This window comes from Streptomyces sp. NPDC101118, from assembly GCF_044759445.1.
Lineage (GTDB): Bacteria > Actinomycetota > Actinomycetes > Streptomycetales > Streptomycetaceae > Streptomyces.
Window position 1 is genome coordinate 221,598 of the sequence record NZ_JBIVZG010000005.1, and the last position, 15,984, is coordinate 237,581.

Consider the following 15,984-nt stretch of genomic DNA (forward strand, 5'->3'; position numbering starts at 1 on the left):
ACCGGACGGCCCCCGAGGGACGGGGGGATGGCCGGGCGGTAGCGTCTGGCGTACAGCGCTCACCCGACCAGTCGCCCAGGGGAAGAAACTCACCCGATGCCGGACCCACGCCAGTCCCCCGCCCAGCCGCCCGCGCCCCAGGGCGAAGACAACCCCTTCGCGGCGCCGCCGGAGGGACGTCCCGACCAGCCGTGGGAGCCGCGGCGCGTGACGGACCACGGCAAGGGCGGCGGCCCCGAGGGCCCCGGCAACGACCCCGACCAGCAGCGGGGCCGCTGGGACCCCACGGACCCGGTCCAGCGCCGCGCCCGCTACGCACTCCTCTCGGGCATGTGGGCCTTCTTCTTCACCCTGTTCGGCATCCCGGCGATGGGCCTCCTCCTGGGCTCCCTCGCCATGTACTGGGGCATCAGCTCGCTCCGCGCCAAGCCGGCCCCCAACACCACCGCACCTGAGGGCCCGATCCGCCCCCAGACGACGGCAGCGGTCAGCGGCCTCCTGACGGCGGTGCTGGCCCTCCTCCTCACGGCGGGCACGTACGCGATGCAGCTGGTCTACAAGGACTTCTACGTCTGCCGCGACGACGCCCTGACGAAGTCCGCGGAACTGAAGTGCAACGACCTCCTCCCGGACCCGCTCCGCGACCTGATCGGCGTCAAGAAGTAGCCACCCCCGGCACCCACCACGCACCCGCACCCCGCCGGACCCGTCCCAACCCCAAAGGACGCACCGGCGCCCGGAACCACGGGGCAACGGACGGGCTGCCGGCCCGGCTCACGCCGTCCCCCCGGGCGTTCCTCCCGGCGCGTCCCGGAAACCCTCGGCAGGCGGACGACCCGACACCGCGGCGGTGGCCGACGCGGGGCGCCCGGGTGCGGCACCGGGCCCGGCGCGGCTACGGCGCGCCGCCGGGCACCGGCTCCTCGTCCTCCGGCACCCGCTGTACGCGCGGGACGATCCGGGTACCGATGAGGCCGACCGGCGTCAAGGGGGGCAGGACGCGGGCCCGCACCTCCTCGAGGGCCTCCTCCAGGGCAAAGGCGTCGTCCCGCACCCTCCCTTCCTCCCCCACCCTCACGCCAACCCCAACCCCAACCCCGACCCCAACCCCGCTCTCGATCTCCGGAATCAAGTCCCCCGCCGACCTCCGCAAGGCCTCCCACCGGACCTCCCGCACCCCGCTGTCGTGCCAGGTGCCCGCGTCCCAGGTGCCGTCCTCCCCGTCCTCGTCCTCCCCGCCCACCAGCTCGGCCGGGAGCAGCCGCCAGGCCCGTACCCCCAGCGCCACGGGTACGCCGAGCACCGCGGTCCACCCCGCGGCGGCGGCACCGACGGCCCACCACACCGGCCCGAGGGCCGCCAGCCGCCCGGAGCCCAGCGAGCCCGCGGCCGCCGCGGCCAGCGCCGCCAGCGCACCGCCGCACACCAGCGCCCCGTAGAGGGCGGTGAGAGCGGCCTCCCCCCAGGTGTCCTCGTCCGCGTCGCGCCCGACGAACCACCCCAGCACCACACCCGCGACCACCGGCACCCCCAGCGCCGCCCAGGTGGCCGGGGACCCGGCACCCGCCGGCGGCAGCGCGGCCAGCAGCGGGAAGCCGGGCAGCGCGGGCGCGCCCACGAAGGCCAGGGGTGTCGCGGTCGCGGTGGTCCCGAGCGCGAACCCGGGCCCGAGCCCGTACGCGGCCCCCCAGACAGCGGCGTTCGGAACCAGCGCGAGCGCCAGCAGCAGCACCGCGAAGCGGCCCGACCAGACACCGGTGAGCTCCAGGAAAGACCGCTGCGCGTCCCCCGCGTGCCAGACCAGCGAGGCACCGACCAGCAGGGCGCCGCCCCCGGCCAGCACGAGGGTCGCAGCGGCGCCCGAACGCAGCGCGGTCTCGAAACCGGGGCGCATCAGGTGCCGGCGCACGCCCCTCGGCAGCCAGCCCGGCGGCGGCCCGTACGGGCGTCCCCGCGAGCTCCACACCCCCGCGGCGGCGGCGAACACCACCACCATCGGCACGTGCCAGGCCGCACTCAGCGGGTCGGCCGGCATCGGACCGCCGGCCGCGTACACCGTGGCCGCCGCGGCAACGAGCAGGTACCCGCACACCACAGCGGAAAAGACAGCCCCGGAAGACAACCGCTCGACCCGCGCACCAGGACCAGGACCGGCACCAGCGCCAGCACCGGCACCAGCAGCCGCACCGAGCCCGGCCCTCACCCCACCGGCTCCAGCCCCAGCCTCCCCCGGCTCACCCTCCCGGTGGTCCGCACCCTCCGGATGCCCCTCCCCCTCCCCCTCCCCCTCGTCCTCGTACAGGGCGATCCGCACCGCCCGCCGCACCAGCCACACGGGCAGCGCGACGAGCAGCAGCGGGGTGAGTCCGACGGGGGCCGGCACCCCGGACAGGGTGTCGTACCTGATCAGCTCGGTGCCGTGGGCCAGCAGCCACAGCCCCGCCGCCACGTGCAGCGCGGCGCCGGGCCCGCTGTCGGGGTAGGGCGAGCTGATCCACAGCACCATGACGAGGACGGCCAGGGCACCCAGGCCCAGGCCGGCGGCGAGTGCGCCGCCCAGTACGCAGGCGGCGGCCGCCGGGGAGCGGCGGCGACGGCCGGACGACACGTGGGTCACGCGGACATGGTCCCAACGACACGCGCTGAGGCCGCGTAACAGGCGAATGATCGTAGTGTCTCGCAATATACGGTTATGTACTTTTTCGGCCAAGGGAGCGTTCCGGGGAGTCCGGCATGACACAAAGCGTCGACACCGCCTCCGACCTGTCCCTGCCCTCCCCCAAGGAGCGGCGGCGGCTGCGCGAGTCCGGGGACCTCACCCCGGAGGAGCTCGCGGCGGCGCTGGGCGTGACCCCGACGACGGTCCGCTCGTGGGAGACGGGGCGCACCGAGCCCCGCGGCCGCAAGCGCGAGGCGTACGCGAAGCTCCTGGCCCGGCTGGGCTCGCTCGCGGAAGAACCAACGGACACGGAACCGGCACCGCCCGGAGCGGAAGCCGCACGGCCGGAACCCGGGCACCCCGAGCCGGGGCACCCCGAGCCGGGGCACCCCGAGCCGGGGCACCCCGAGCCGGGGCACCCCGGGCCGGGGCACCCGGAGCCCGGACAGCCGGAACCCACGCACCCCGAAGCCGCGCACGCAGCACCCGCGCGCCTCGAATACGAGCCCCCCGAACCCACTCCGCCAGAACCCACCCGGCCCGGACGCACCCAGTCCGAACGCGACCAGCCAGAACCCGCCCAGCCCGAACCTCCGCTGCCCGGGCCCCCGGCCGGGCGCGGCAGGCCGCTGCCGCCGGCCAAGCCGGCCTCACCCAGCACCCGGCCCAAGCCGGCCGCCAAACGTGCCGCGAAGCCGCCAATGCCGGTGGCCCGCCACAACCCGCCCCGCAGGGACCAGTTGGCGGCAGCCTTCGCGGCAGCCCGCGAACGGTCCTCGGTAGGCACGTCGGCTCCCGCAGAAACGTCCCGGCAGGCAGCACCTGAGCCCCCCTCAACCGCACCCGCCACCTCCCCGGCTCCCTCCCCGGCCCCCGCGGCGGCCGACCAGGAGGGCATCGAGGCGGGCACCGCGGAAGGCATCGAGGAGCACCAGGCAGCTCTCGCCGAACCACCCCTCACCCCCGACCCCGACGCCGACCCCGACCTCGACCCCACCTCCACCTCCACCTCCACCCCACCCCCGACCCCACCCCCCTTGAGCCCGGAACAGACCTTCGACGCCCTCTACGCCTACTGCTCCGGCGCACTCATCCGGCAGGCCTACCTGCTCACCGGTCGCCGTGCACTCGCCCAGGAGGCGGTCGAACGGGCCTTCCAACAGGCCTGGGAACGCTGGCCCGAGGTCGCCACCGACCCGGACCCGGTGGGCTGGGTGCGCGCGGTGGCGTACGAGTACGCGCTCTCCCCCTGGCACCAGTTCCGCCGCGCCCACAAGCATCCCGACCAGCCCCCGGCCTCCCCCGCGGACCGGGCGCTGATGGACGCGATGCTCGAACTGACCCCCGTACACCGCAGGACCGTGCTGCTGTACGACGGCGTGGGCCTGGACCTGCCCGAGACGGCAGCGGAGACCGAGGCCAGTACGCCGGCCGCGGGGCGGCGGCTGCTCAACGCGCACGCCCGGCTCACCGCGCGGATGCCGGAGCTGTCCGTACCGGGGGTCCTGCACCACAGGCTGGGTTCAGTCGTGCCGTCCGTACGGCTGGAGCCCCGGCCGGCGGCGGTGGTCCGGGCGGCGGGCGAGCACCGCACCCGGCGGTGGACGCGCGCCGCCATCGGGCTGACGGCGGTGATCGCGGCGGCCACCGCGTACACCACCGCCACCGCGCCCAGGGAGTACGTGCCCAAGGAGGCACCCGGCACGGCCGTCTCCGGCGTCCCCCCGCACAGCGGCCCGCAGCAGCTCACCGAACAGGACGTGGAACTGCGCGAGAAGCTGCGCTCGGAACCGGCCCCGGGCCCGGAACGCCTGGTCCCGAGCAGCACCTGACGCCCAGCCACAGCCACAGCCACAGCCACAGCCACAGCCACAGCCACCGAAAACGGCCGCGGCCCGCACCCCGTTCAGGGATGCGGGCCGCGGCCGCGCTCTGCCTCAAGACGTCAAGGCATCAAGAAGCCCTCGGCACCGGTCAGGCGCCGCAGGAATCAGGCACCCGCGAGGATCTCGCGCGCCAGCTTCGCGGTCTCCGTCGGGGTCTTGCCGACCTTGACACCGGCGGCCTCGAGGGCCTCCTTCTTCGCCTGGGCGGTGCCGGAGGAACCGGAGACGATGGCGCCGGCGTGGCCCATGGTCTTGCCCTCGGGGGCGGTGAAGCCCGCGACGTAACCGACGACCGGCTTGGTGACGTTGGCCTTGATGAAGTCGGCCGCACGCTCCTCGGCGTCGCCGCCGATCTCACCGATCATGACGATCAGCTCGGTCTCCGGGTCGGCCTCGAAGGCCTCCAGGGCGTCGATGTGCGTGGTGCCGATGACCGGGTCGCCACCGATGCCGACGGCGGAGGTGAAGCCGATGTCACGGAGCTCGTACATCATCTGGTAGGTCAGCGTGCCGGACTTCGACACGAGACCGATCTTGCCGGGCTTGGTGATGTCGCCCGGGATGATGCCGGCGTTGGACTGGCCGGGGGTGATCAGGCCGGGGCAGTTCGGGCCGACGATGCGGGTCTTGTTGCCCTTGGCCTTCGCGTACGCCCAGAAGGCGGCGGAGTCGTGCACCGCGATGCCCTCGGTGATCACGACGGCCAGCGGGATCTCGGCGTCGATGGCCTCGACCACGGCGGCCTTCGCGAAGGCCGGCGGCACGAAGAGGACGGAGACGTCGGCGCCGGTCTTCTCCATGGCCTCGGCGACGGAGCCGAAGACCGGGACCTCGGTGCCGTCGAAGTCGACGGAGGTGCCGGCCTTGCGCGGGTTCACGCCGCCGACGATGTTGGTGCCGTCACCGAGCATGAGCTTGGTGTGCTTCATGCCGGTGGCGCCGGTCATGCCCTGGACGATGACCTTGCTGTCCTTGGTGAGGAAGATAGCCATGGCTTTGTGTTCCCCTCTTCCTTACTTCGCAGCCGCGAGCTCGGCGGCCTTGTCGGCCGCGCCGTCCATGGTGTCCACGCGCTGGACCAGCGGGTGGTTGGCGTCCGACAGGATCTTGCGACCCAGCTCCGCGTTGTTGCCGTCGAGACGGACGACGAGCGGCTTGGTGACCTCTTCGCCCTTCTTCTCCAGCAGGGCGAGGGCCTGGACGATGCCGTTGGCGACCTCGTCGCACGCGGTGATGCCACCGAAGACGTTGACGAAGACCGACTTGACGTCCGGGTCGCCGAGGATGATCTCGAGACCGTTCGCCATCACCTCGGCGGAGGCGCCGCCGCCGATGTCGAGGAAGTTGGCGGGCTTGACGCCACCGTGGTTCTCACCGGCGTACGCGACCACGTCGAGGGTGCTCATGACGAGACCCGCGCCGTTGCCGATGATGCCGACCTCGCCGTCGAGCTTGACGTAGTTGAGGCCCTTGGCCTTGGCCGCGGCCTCGAGCGGGTTCGCGGCGGCCTTGTCCACGAGCTCCTCGTGGGACGGCTGACGGAACTCGGCGTTCTCGTCGAGCGAGACCTTGCCGTCGAGGGCGATGACGTCACCGGAGGCGACCTTGGCCAGCGGGTTGACCTCGACGAGGAGCGCGTCCTCGGCGACGAAGGTCTTCCACAGGGTCACGAGGACCTCGGCGACCTTCTCGGCGACCTCGGCCGGGAACTGCCCCTGGGCGACGATCTCGCGGGCCTTCTCGATGGAGACGCCCTCGTTGGCGTCGACCGGGACCTTGGCGAGCTTCTCGGGGGTCGTCGCGGCGACCTCCTCGATGTCCATGCCACCCGCGACCGAGGCCATGGCCAGGAAGGTGCGGTTGGTACGGTCGAGCAGGTAGGAGACGTAGTACTCCTCGAGGATCTCCGGAGCGGTCTCCGCGATCATCACCTTGTGGACCGTGTGGCCCTTGATGTCCATGCCCAGGATGTCCGTCGCACGGGCGACGGCCTCGTCCGGGGTGGCGGCCAGCTTGACGCCACCGGCCTTGCCGCGGCCGCCGACCTTCACCTGCGCCTTGACGACCGACTTGCCGCCCAGTCGCTCGGTCGCCTCGCGCGCCGCCTCAGGCGTGTCGATGACTTCACCGGCCAGCACCGGTACACCGTGCTTGGCGAAGAGGTCCCTCGCCTGGTACTCGAACAGGTCCACGCGCGTCCGTCCCTTGTCTTCAAAGATTTCGCAGTGATCGCGGTTGTCTGCGTGGGCGTGCCGCGAAGGGCAACGTGACGGCGCTGTCACAAGGGAAGCGCACACGGTGACCGTGGACGCGGCATGTCCGTCCGGCAGGTTATCCCCGTGGGACACAGGTCCCTAAATCGCATGTCACAACAGAGCGGTGATTCGCCTCACAGATCGCCTCACATCTGAGCTGCGACTTCGTGTGATCTCACCATTTACGGTAGGCCGTACCGCGCGCTCACGCCGCCTCCGGTCGGCCGTCCGGAGGGCGCCCCGGCCACGCTCGGTGACCGGCGCCCGCCCCCGCGCCCGCCGCTCCCCCGGCAACACACCCGGCGAACCGGCGCGCACGGCCCGTCACGGAATCGGGCAGCGGCCCGTCACGGAACGGGCAGCGGCCGCTTCTCGATCGCGGCGGCCATCACCTCCGGGAACAGGTCGGGCGTGCAGGCGAAGGCGGGAGCGCCGAGGGCGGCCAGCGCCGCCGCGTGCTCGTGGTCGTAGGCGGGCGCGCCCTCGTCGGACAGGGCCAGCAGCGTGACGAACTGCGTGCCGGCGGCCTTCATCGCGGCGACGCGTTTGAGCATCTCGTTGCGTATCCCGCCCTCGTAGAGGTCGCTGATGAGGACGACGACGGTGTCGGCGGGCCGGGTGATCTTCGACTGGCAGTAGGCGAGGGCGCGGTTGATGTCGGTGCCGCCGCCGAGCTGGGTGCCGAAGAGGACGTCCACCGGGTCGTCGAGCTGGTCGGTCAGGTCCACCACCGCGGTGTCGAAGACGACGAGCCGGGTGGCGATCGACCGCATGGAGGCGAGCACCGCGCCGAAGACGGACGCGTACACGACGGACGCGGCCATCGAGCCGGACTGGTCGATGCAGAGGATCACGTCCTTCTTCACCGACTGCGACGCCCGGCCGTACCCGACCAGCCGCTCGGGCACGACGGTGCCGTGCTCGGGCAGGTAGTTCTTGAGGTTCGCCCGGATGGTGCGGTCCCAGTCGATGTCCCGGTGGCGGGGCCTGCTGACCCGGGCGGACCGGTCGAGCGCGCCGGTCAGGGTGGCGCGGGTGCGGGTGGCCAGGCGCTTCTCCAGCTGCTCGACCACCTTGCGGACCACCGCCCGCGCCGTTTCCCTGGTGGTCTCCGGCATCGCCTTGTTGAGGGAGAGCAGCGTGCCGACGAGGTGGACGTCCGCCTCGACGGCCTCCAGCATCTCCGGCTCCAGGAGCAGGGTGGACAGGCCGAGGCGGTCGATGGCGTCGCGCTGCATCACCTGGACGACCGAGGCGGGGAAGTACGTACGGATGTCCCCGAGCCAGCGGGCCACGGACGGCGCGGACCCCCCGAGCCCGGCCGAGCGCTCGCCGGCCCGCTTCCGCCCGCCGCCACCGCCGTAGAGGGCGCTCAGCGCCGCGTCCATCCCGGCGTCCCGCCCGTCCAGCCGGTACCCGGTCCCGTCCCCGCCCTCCCCGCCGAGCACGAGCCGCCACCGCCGCAACCGCTCCCCGGCGGCATCGCCACCACCGGGCACGCCGGCACCCCCGTCGGCACCTGCACCGCCGGACCGGTCCGCACCCCCGGCGGAACCGGCACCCCTGGGCGCGTCCACACTCCCGGCGGAACCGGCACCCGGAGCCGGGGCGGATCGACCGGTGCCACCGGTGCCGCCGGTGCCGCCGACGGGCGGTCTCTCCGCCTCGTCCGGCAGCACACCCGTCCCCCCGGACCCCGGCAGGGCCGACACGGCCCCGCCCGCCGGCGCGTCCCCGGCGTCGGCCGCCCCCGCCTGGCCGGCCACCGGACCCGCGAACCCCGGGGTGCCCGCCCCGGCCGTGGCCGCGCCCGCGCCCACCGGGTTCACCGTCGGCAGTTCGCTCCACAAGCCCGCGTGGTTCTCGGCGTGCTTCATCCGCTCGTCCCCCTCTGGGTCGTCCGCACGTCCTCCGTGCGCCGTCCTGCGTCGTGTTCGTCGCGTGTTTCGCGTTCGTGCTCGTGTTCCGCCGGCTGTTGCGGAGGCAGCCGCGCCAGGTCCGGCGCCCCTGAGCTCCGCTCCCCGGCACCGGGGCGGCGGCCCGCCCGCCCCGGCGGACCGTCCGGCCCCGTCCCCGTCCCCGTCGCCCGCACCCGCCGGGCGGCCCCGGCCACACCCGCCCGGCCCCGGGAGCCCCGCCTCAGGCCGCGGCGCCCGCCCCCAGCAGCAGCGTGATCAGCGGGACCACCGCGTCGGCGCGGGCCTGGTCGAGCTCGGCGGCGAAGCCCTCGGCCCCCGCTCCGGTGGCGGCCGGAGCCGCGCCCGGGCCGCGGCGCAGCAGTTCGCCCAGGGTGCGCCGCACCCCCGGCTCGTACGCGCCGAACGTCCGCCGCAGCAGCGGCAGTACGTCGGTGAACGCGCCCGCCGGCACGGAGGTCAGCCACGCGTCGACCAGGCCCAGCAGCCGCTCGTCGTGGACCAGCAGCGTGCCGCCGCCCGCCGCGCCGCCGGCGAAGCCCTCGATCCAGCCCGCGGCGTCGGCCGGCGGCGTGGCCGGGGAGAGTGCCAGGCCCATCAGCCGGGCCGTCTCCTCCGGCTCCAGCCGCCCCTCGTCCAGCAGCAGCCGCGCCGCCCGGCCGCGGATCACCCCGGGTATCGCGTCCCGCCCGGCGAGCCCCTTCAGCACGGCGGCCCACCGCTCCCGAAGCCCCTCGGCCTCCAGCAGGGCCACCGCGCCGTGCACGGCGTCCACGTGTCCCCGCAGCGCCTCCGCCGCGTCGGCGTCCAGGCCGGCCGCACAGGCCGGGGGCAGCGCCACGCAGATGCGCTCGGCGAGACCCGCGGCGACCGTGCCCAGCGCCGCCGTGTCGGTGCCCCGTACGTCGCCGTATCTGAGGGAACGGGCCAGCGCCGGCAGCGCCTTGGCGAGCCCCGCCACGTCGGTGTCGAGCGCGGCGAGGTCCGCGAGGGTCCGCAGGACGGCCGGCAGTGCCTCGCCGAGCCCGGCCAGCAGGCACCGCTCCGCGAGGGCGGTGACCTCGCCCAGCTCCTTCGCCGCGGTCGCGTCCGCCTCGGCCCTGGCCACGGCGGCGGCCTGCACGGTGGTGCCCCAGATGCCGGCCTCCGCCACCCGCACCGACAGCTCGGGCTCCCAGCGCAGCCGCCAGGTCTCCCGGAACGTGCCCGTGCTGCCCCGCGAGGCCGTCGGCTCGCCCCAGTGGACGCCCAGCAGCCGGAGCCGGTGCAGGAGGAGGCTGCGGGCCGTGTCGGTCTCGCCGCGGAGGTCCAGCTCCAGCTCACGGTCGCGCGCCTCGGGCTTGAGCCGCAGCGTCCGCTGCCGCTTGGTCAGGTCCCGCTGGAGGGGCACCACGGGCGCGCTGTCCGGGACCTCGCCCAGCGCGTCGCCGACGACCAGCCGGTCCTCGATCAGCGCGAGCGGCACGTCCGAGCCCTCGCACATCACCGCGCGCACCGCGTCCATGGTCTCGGAGAGCCCCGGCAGCGGCCGGTCCCGCACGGCGGCCAGCGTCCCGGCGAGCCGCACCGCCTCGATGACGTGCGCCGAGGAGACCTGCCTGTCCTCCGCCCGCAACAGCCCCGCGACCTTCGTCAGCCAGCGCTCCACCGGCCGGTCCGGTGCCGCGAAGAGGTGTCCGTACCAGCCCGGGGAGGCGATCCCCGCGCCGTACCCGGAGGACCGGGCGAGCCTGCGGTGCGTCCACGGCACCCAGGCCAGCTCGACCTTCGCCTTGGGCAGCCCGGTGAGCAGCGCCCGGTCGGCCGTGGCCGTGGTCTTCGCGCGCAGCGCGGGGACGTGCCAGGCGCCGCAGACGACGGCGTAGTCGTCGCCGAACTCACGGCGGGCGGCCCGCATCCGCTGGCGCATGTACGCCTCGCGGACCAGGTCGCGCCGGTCGCCGCCGTGGCCGTACTCCTCGCGCAGGGCGGCCATGGCGTCGCCCACGGCCTCGAAGGCGGCGAGCCCGGCGCCGGTGCGGTGCTCGACGGCGTCCTCCCACCAGCGCTCGGGGTCGTCGTAACCGGCGGCGTCGGCGAGCACGGCGAGCGGGTCCAGCCGCAGCGCGGCCCCCTCGGCCTCCGCCTCCTCCGGGTCAGGGGCAGCGCCCCCGTCCGGCCCGGCGGCCAGCGTGTGGGCGGCGGGCAGGTCGATGAAGCGGACCGGCACGCCGGCGTCCAGGGCCCAGCGGATGGCGACCCACTCGGGCGAGAACTCGGCCAGCGGCCAGAACGCGGCCCGGGCGGGGTCGTCCACGACGTGGGCGAGCAGCGCGACGGGCGGCCGCATCCCGGGGTCGGCGGCCAGCGGCAGCAGGTCGTCGGCCTCGGGCGGACCCTCGATGAGCACGGCCGAGGGCCGTACGGCGTCCAGCGCGGCCCGCACCGCCCGGGCCGAGCCGGGACCGTGGTGCCGCACCCCCAGCAGGGCGGGCCCGGTCATACGGTCACCTCCCGGCAGGCGCGGTAGAAGTCCTTCCAGCCCTCGCGCTCGCGGACGACCGCCTCCAGGTACTCCTGCCAGACGACCTTGTCGGCCGCCGGGTCGCGGACGACGGCGCCGAGGATGCCGGCGGCCACGTCCGAGGGGCGCAGCACGCCGTCCCCGAAGTGCGCGGCCAGGGCCAGGCCGTTGGTGACGACGGAGATCGCCTCGGCGGTGGACAGGGTGCCGCTGGGGGTCTTGACCTTGGTGCGGCCGTCGGCGGTGACGCCGTCCCGCAGCTCGCGGAAGACGGTGACGACGCGCCGGATCTCGTCGATGCCGTCGGGCCCCGTGGGGAGGTCGAGCGAGCGCCCCATCTGGTCCACCCGGCGGGCGACGATGTCGACCTCGGCCTCGGGGGTGGCGGGCAGCGGGAGCACGACCGTGTTGAAGCGGCGGCGCAGCGCGCTGGACAGCTCGTTGACCCCGCGGTCGCGGTCGTTGGCGGTGGCGATGAGGTTGAACCCGCTTACGGCCTGCACCTCTTCGCCGAGTTCGGGGATGGGCAGGGTCTTCTCGGACAGGACGGTGATGAGCGTGTCCTGGACGTCGGCGGGGATACGGGTCAGCTCCTCGACGCGCGCGGTCATGCCCTCGGCCATGGCCCGCATGACGGGGCTGGGCACGAGTGCCTCGCGGCTGGGGCCGTGGGCGAGGAGCCTGGCGTAGTTCCAGCCGTACCTGATGGCCTCCTCGGGGGTGCCCGCGGTGCCCTGGACGAGCAGGGTGGAGTCGCCGCTGACGGCGGCCGCGAGGTGTTCCGAGACCCAGGTCTTGGCAGTGCCCGGCACACCGAGGAGCAGCAGGGCCCGGTCGGTGGCGAGGGTGGTGACGGCGACCTCGACGGTGCGGCGCGGTCCGACGTACTTGGGCGTGATGACGGTGCCGTCGGGCAGCGTGCCGCCGAGCAGGTACGTGGCGACGGCCCACGGGGAGAGCTTCCAGCGGGCCGGCCGGGGCCGGTCGTCGGCGGCCGCGAGGGCCTTCAGTTCCGCCGCGAAGGCGTCCTCGGCGTGCGGTCGCAGCGCCTGTGCGCCGGTGCTGTTCTCGGGCTTGGTCATGGCGTCCCCCTCCAAGTCGTGCCGTGTGGTTTCCACGGTGCACCACCCCACTGACAACACCCTTCCTTCCAGGCGTCGTTGCAGGTCAGGGCGATTGTCAGTGGCCGGGCCTACGGTCGTTGGCATGACTCAGCAGGGGGTGCGCTGGACGTCGGAACAGGTGCTGTCTCTGGCTCCTGACGAGGCGTCGCGCAAGGCGGGAAGCAAGCTCGGCGGAGCGGGGCCGTGGTCGGAGACCGGAGGTTCCGCTTCCGGTGCCGTATGGGGGCAGTGCAAGGGCAGCGGCAGCAGGCCGTACCGCACGGTGGTGGACCTCACCGGGCCCGCGTACTCGTGCTCGTGCCCGAGCCGGAAGTTCCCGTGCAAGCACGCGATCGGGCTGCTGCTGCTCTGGGCGGCGGACGCGGACGCCGTGCCGGAGACGGAGGAGGCGCCGGACTGGGCGGGCGAGTGGCTCGGGGCGCGCGCGGAGCGGGCGGACCGGGCGGCGAAGCGGAAGGAGGGCGGCACGGGGGACGGGCCGGCCGATCCGGAGGCGGCCAGGCGACGGGCCGAGCGGCGCGCGGAGCGGATCGGGGCGGGCGTCGCGGAGCTGGAGCAGCGGCTCGCCGACCTGCTGCGGGGCGGCCTGGCCGGCCAGGAGCGGGCGGGGTACGCGCTGTGGGAGGAGACGGCCGCCCGCATGGTGGACGCGCAGGCTCCCGGGCTGGCGGCACGGGTGCGGGAGTTGGGCACGCTGCCGGCGTCCGGGCCGGGCTGGCCGGTGCGGATGCTGGAGGAGTGCGCGCTGCTGCACCTGCTGGACCGGGCCTGGACGGGCGTGTCCGCGCTGCCGGAGCCGCTGGCGGCCACGGTGCGGACGCGCGTGGGGCTGCCGGGGGCCGCGACGGGCCCCGTGGTGCGGGACCGGTGGCAGGTGCTGTCCCAGTACGACTCGGTCTCGCCGGACGGGCGGCTGACCACGCGGCGCGTGTGGCTGCGGGGGGTGGCTTCCGGCCGGGCCGCGATGGTGCTGGACTTCGGCCCGGCGGGCCGGCCGCCGCAGCTGTCGCTGCCCGTGGGGCTGGTGCTGGACGCGGAGGCGACGTACCACGCGGGGGCGGGGCAGCTCCGGGTGGACCTGGGCGAGCGGTCCGGCCCGCCGGTGGTGGGTGCGGGGGCGCCGCCGGGGGTGAGCACGGGGGCGGCGCTCGACCTGTACGGCGCGGCGCTGCGCGAGGACCCGTGGCTGGACTCCTGGCCGGTGGTGCTGGCGGGGGTGGTACCCGTGCCGGGCGAGCCGGCCTGGCAACTGGCTGACGGGGACGGGGAGTCGGCCCTGCCGCTGAGCCGGGACGTGCGCTCGCGGACCGGGCAGTGGCAGCTGGCGGCGCTGTCGGGGGGCGGGCCGCTGACGGTGTTCGGCGAATGCGGGCACCAGGGCTTCACACCGCTCACGGCGTGGACGCCGGGTTCGGCCGAGGCCGTGGCTCTGGTGTGAGGGGCTCCCGCCCCGGCCCGGAGGAGGGGGCCGGACCGGGGCGGGGCCGGGGGCGGACGGATACGCAGGGACGACGAGGGGAGGACGCGATGGCGGCGGACGCGGTCGTGGACGGATGGCGGGCGACGGACTGGGAGGGCCTGGTCACCGCGGCGCTGCTGGGCACCGAGCGGAGGCGCGAGGGGGCCGGCGGGGGCTCGCCCGAGGGGCTGCTGGACGCGGCGGCCCTGCAGACGGTGCGGCGCAGGGCGGGGCTGCGGCCTGCGCCGGCGCGGCCGCGCCCGGAGCCCGCGGCGGAGGATCCGCGGCCGGAACTGCCGGAGGCCGCGCGACGGCGGCTGGGGCAGCTGCTGGCGGGCCGGACGGGCGGGGGCGGTTCCGGGCGGGGGACGCTGCCGGACCTGACGGAGCTGCTGCCGCAGTGGCTCGCGACGGCGAACGCGCGGGGCTACCAGGCCCCCGCCGCGCTGCTGCCGGCACTGCTGGACGCGGCGCGGGCCCGTACGGACCTGCGGCCGGCGGCGCTGGAGCTGGCGGGCGCGCGGGGGCGGTGGCTGGCCCGGCTGAACTCCGACTGGCGGTTCGCGCTGCGCAGCGGGGCGGGCGGCACCGGGCTGCCGGAGCCGTCGGACACGGCGGCGGTGGCGCGGCTGTGGGAGGAGGGGCTGTTCGCGGAGCGCGTGGCGCTGCTGGCGTCGGTACGGGGGTCCGACGCGGCGGCGGCGCGGGAGCTGCTGGAGACGACGTGGGGGGCCGAGCGGGCCGAGGACCGGCTGATGTTCCTGGACTCGCTGCGAGCGGGTCTCTCGGATGCGGACGAGCCCTTCCTCGAGCGGGCGTTGGGCGACCGCAGCCGGAACGTCCGGGCCACGGCCGCGGAGCTGCTGTCCGCGCTGCCGCGGTCGGCGCTGGCCGCGCGGATGGCGGAGCGGGCGCTGGCCTGTGTGGGGCCCGAGGGGGTGTCGGCGCCGACGGAGTGCGATGCGGGGATGCGCAAGGACGGCGTGGTGGAGCGTCCCCCGGCGGGGCGCGGGGAGCGGTCCTGGTGGCTGGGGCAGGTGGTCGAGGCGGCGCCGCTGGACTGCTGGCGCGAGCGGTTCGGGGGGCTGGGCCCGGCGGAGATCGTGGCGCTGCCGATAGCCGACGGCTGGGCGGAGGACGTGCACGCGGCGTGGTGCCGGGCCGCGGTACGGCAGCGGGACGCCGACTGGTCCCGGGCGCTGCTGGGCTCCCCCGCGGCGCCGCCCGCGGCCGGTCCCGGCACCGCGTCGCTGGCCGAGCGGGCGAAGCTGCTGGAGGCGCTGCCGGGCGGGGAACGCGCCGGGTGGGTGGCCGGGTTCGTGGCGGCCCACGGGCTGTCGGAGGCGTTCCAGCTGCTGGGGGTGTGCGCGGTGCCGTGGGCCCCGCCGCTGGGCCGGGCGGTGGTGGACGCGCTGGACATCGCGCGGGACGCGGGGAGTTACCCGTGGAGCTTCAGCGGGGTGATGGGCCTGGCGGAGCGCTGCCTGGACCCCGCGGAGGCGGTGCGCCTGGAGGCGCTGACGGCGGCTCCGGAGGAGCCGGCCGACACGGCCCCCGGCGCCGGCGGCTACTGGACCGAGGCCTTCCAGCGCCTCGTCTCGACCCTGCGGCTCCGCGCCACGATGCTGACCGAACTCTCCTGACTCCGCGCCACGATGCTGGTCGACTTCCTGACCCCGGCCGGGCCCGGCGGGGCGCGGCCGTGGCCCGGCGACAGTCCCGGCCGACGTCGTGATCGCCGCCGCCTCGTGGTGCGTGGGGGAGCCCCTTGAGGCGTCGTGGCAGGCTGGTCCGGAGGCAGGCCCGGGCCTGGGGTGGCCGAAGGCCAGGGGCGAAGCCCCCTTGCCCCAGGGGTGGGCCTGCCTCAGGGCCTGCAGGCCACGACGGGTCAAGGGGCGAGGGGACCCACGCACCACGAGGCGGCCCGGTGCGGCCTGGTGTGGCCCGGTGCCGGAACGTACGCGGCCCAGCGCCGGAACGTACGCGGCCCGGTGCCGAACGTACGCGGCCCGGCACCGCGGGGGGCAGGAGCCCCACGGCGGCAGAGGCGCACCGAGCTGTCGGCGACCGCCGGCAGGTTCCGCCCACCAGGGCGGCTCCGCACTCGGCGAACTCGTCACGTTCCGGGACGACCCCGGGCATGCGCGCGTGGAGTCACCGTGGTCGAAGGCGAGCCGGAAGC

Annotated in this window: 10 protein-coding genes; 4 read left to right on the top strand and 6 right to left on the bottom strand. The window is 75.4% G+C overall.

Going from position 1 to position 15,984, the window contains the following annotated elements; genetic code table 11:
• Window positions 1–96: 96 nt before the first annotated feature.
• On the top strand, window positions 97–666 hold the full coding sequence (locus ACIQUQ_RS12145; protein ID WP_403974307.1) for a hypothetical protein: 570 nt from the start codon (window positions 97–99) through the stop codon (window positions 664–666).
• A gap of 229 nt (window positions 667–895) precedes the next feature.
• Here the strand turns inward: ACIQUQ_RS12145 and ACIQUQ_RS12150 are convergent, their stop codons facing one another.
• A complete protein-coding gene (locus tag ACIQUQ_RS12150; RefSeq protein WP_403974536.1) occupies window positions 896–2,608 on the bottom strand; it encodes a DUF6350 family protein in 1,713 nt (570 codons plus the stop codon).
• 125 nt (window positions 2,609–2,733) lie between these two features.
• On the opposite strand from ACIQUQ_RS12150, the gene ACIQUQ_RS12155 reads away from it, so the two are divergent.
• Window positions 2,734–4,491 carry a helix-turn-helix domain-containing protein gene (locus tag ACIQUQ_RS12155; RefSeq protein ID WP_403974310.1) on the top strand — a complete coding sequence of 586 codons (1,758 nt, stop codon included), beginning with the start codon at window positions 2,734–2,736 and terminating at the stop codon, window positions 4,489–4,491.
• 158 nt (window positions 4,492–4,649) lie between these two features.
• Here the strand turns inward: ACIQUQ_RS12155 and sucD are convergent, their stop codons facing one another.
• The 5 genes from sucD to ACIQUQ_RS12180 form a co-directional block, all read right to left on the bottom strand.
• Window positions 4,650–5,537, bottom strand: coding sequence for a succinate--CoA ligase subunit alpha (gene sucD, locus ACIQUQ_RS12160; protein WP_399946252.1), 888 nt, complete (start codon window positions 5,535–5,537; stop codon window positions 4,650–4,652).
• 21 nt (window positions 5,538–5,558) lie between these two features.
• A complete protein-coding gene (sucC, locus tag ACIQUQ_RS12165) occupies window positions 5,559–6,737 on the bottom strand; it encodes an ADP-forming succinate--CoA ligase subunit beta (RefSeq protein WP_399946249.1) in 1,179 nt (392 codons plus the stop codon).
• A 410-nt stretch (window positions 6,738–7,147) separates the two neighbouring features.
• Complete coding sequence (locus tag ACIQUQ_RS12170) at window positions 7,148–8,299, bottom strand: VWA domain-containing protein (protein WP_403974538.1); 1,152 nt, start codon at window positions 8,297–8,299, stop codon at window positions 7,148–7,150.
• 640 nt (window positions 8,300–8,939) lie between these two features.
• A complete protein-coding gene (locus ACIQUQ_RS12175) occupies window positions 8,940–11,198 on the bottom strand; it encodes a DUF5682 family protein (RefSeq protein ID WP_403974314.1) in 2,259 nt (752 codons plus the stop codon).
• Window positions 11,195–12,301, bottom strand: coding sequence for an AAA family ATPase (locus tag ACIQUQ_RS12180; protein ID WP_403974317.1), 1,107 nt, complete (start codon window positions 12,299–12,301; stop codon window positions 11,195–11,197). Before ACIQUQ_RS12180 ends, ACIQUQ_RS12175 begins: the two co-directional genes overlap by 4 nt.
• A 124-nt stretch (window positions 12,302–12,425) precedes the next feature.
• Between ACIQUQ_RS12180 and ACIQUQ_RS12185 the strand changes: the two genes are divergently transcribed.
• On the top strand, window positions 12,426–13,781 hold the full coding sequence (locus tag ACIQUQ_RS12185; RefSeq protein ID WP_403974320.1) for an SWIM zinc finger family protein: 1,356 nt from the start codon (window positions 12,426–12,428) through the stop codon (window positions 13,779–13,781).
• 89 nt (window positions 13,782–13,870) lie between these two features.
• Entirely contained in the window at window positions 13,871–15,445 is a 1,575-nt protein-coding gene (locus ACIQUQ_RS12190) for a DUF5691 domain-containing protein (protein WP_403974323.1), read from the top strand.
• The last annotated feature ends 539 nt before the right edge of the window (window positions 15,446–15,984 follow it).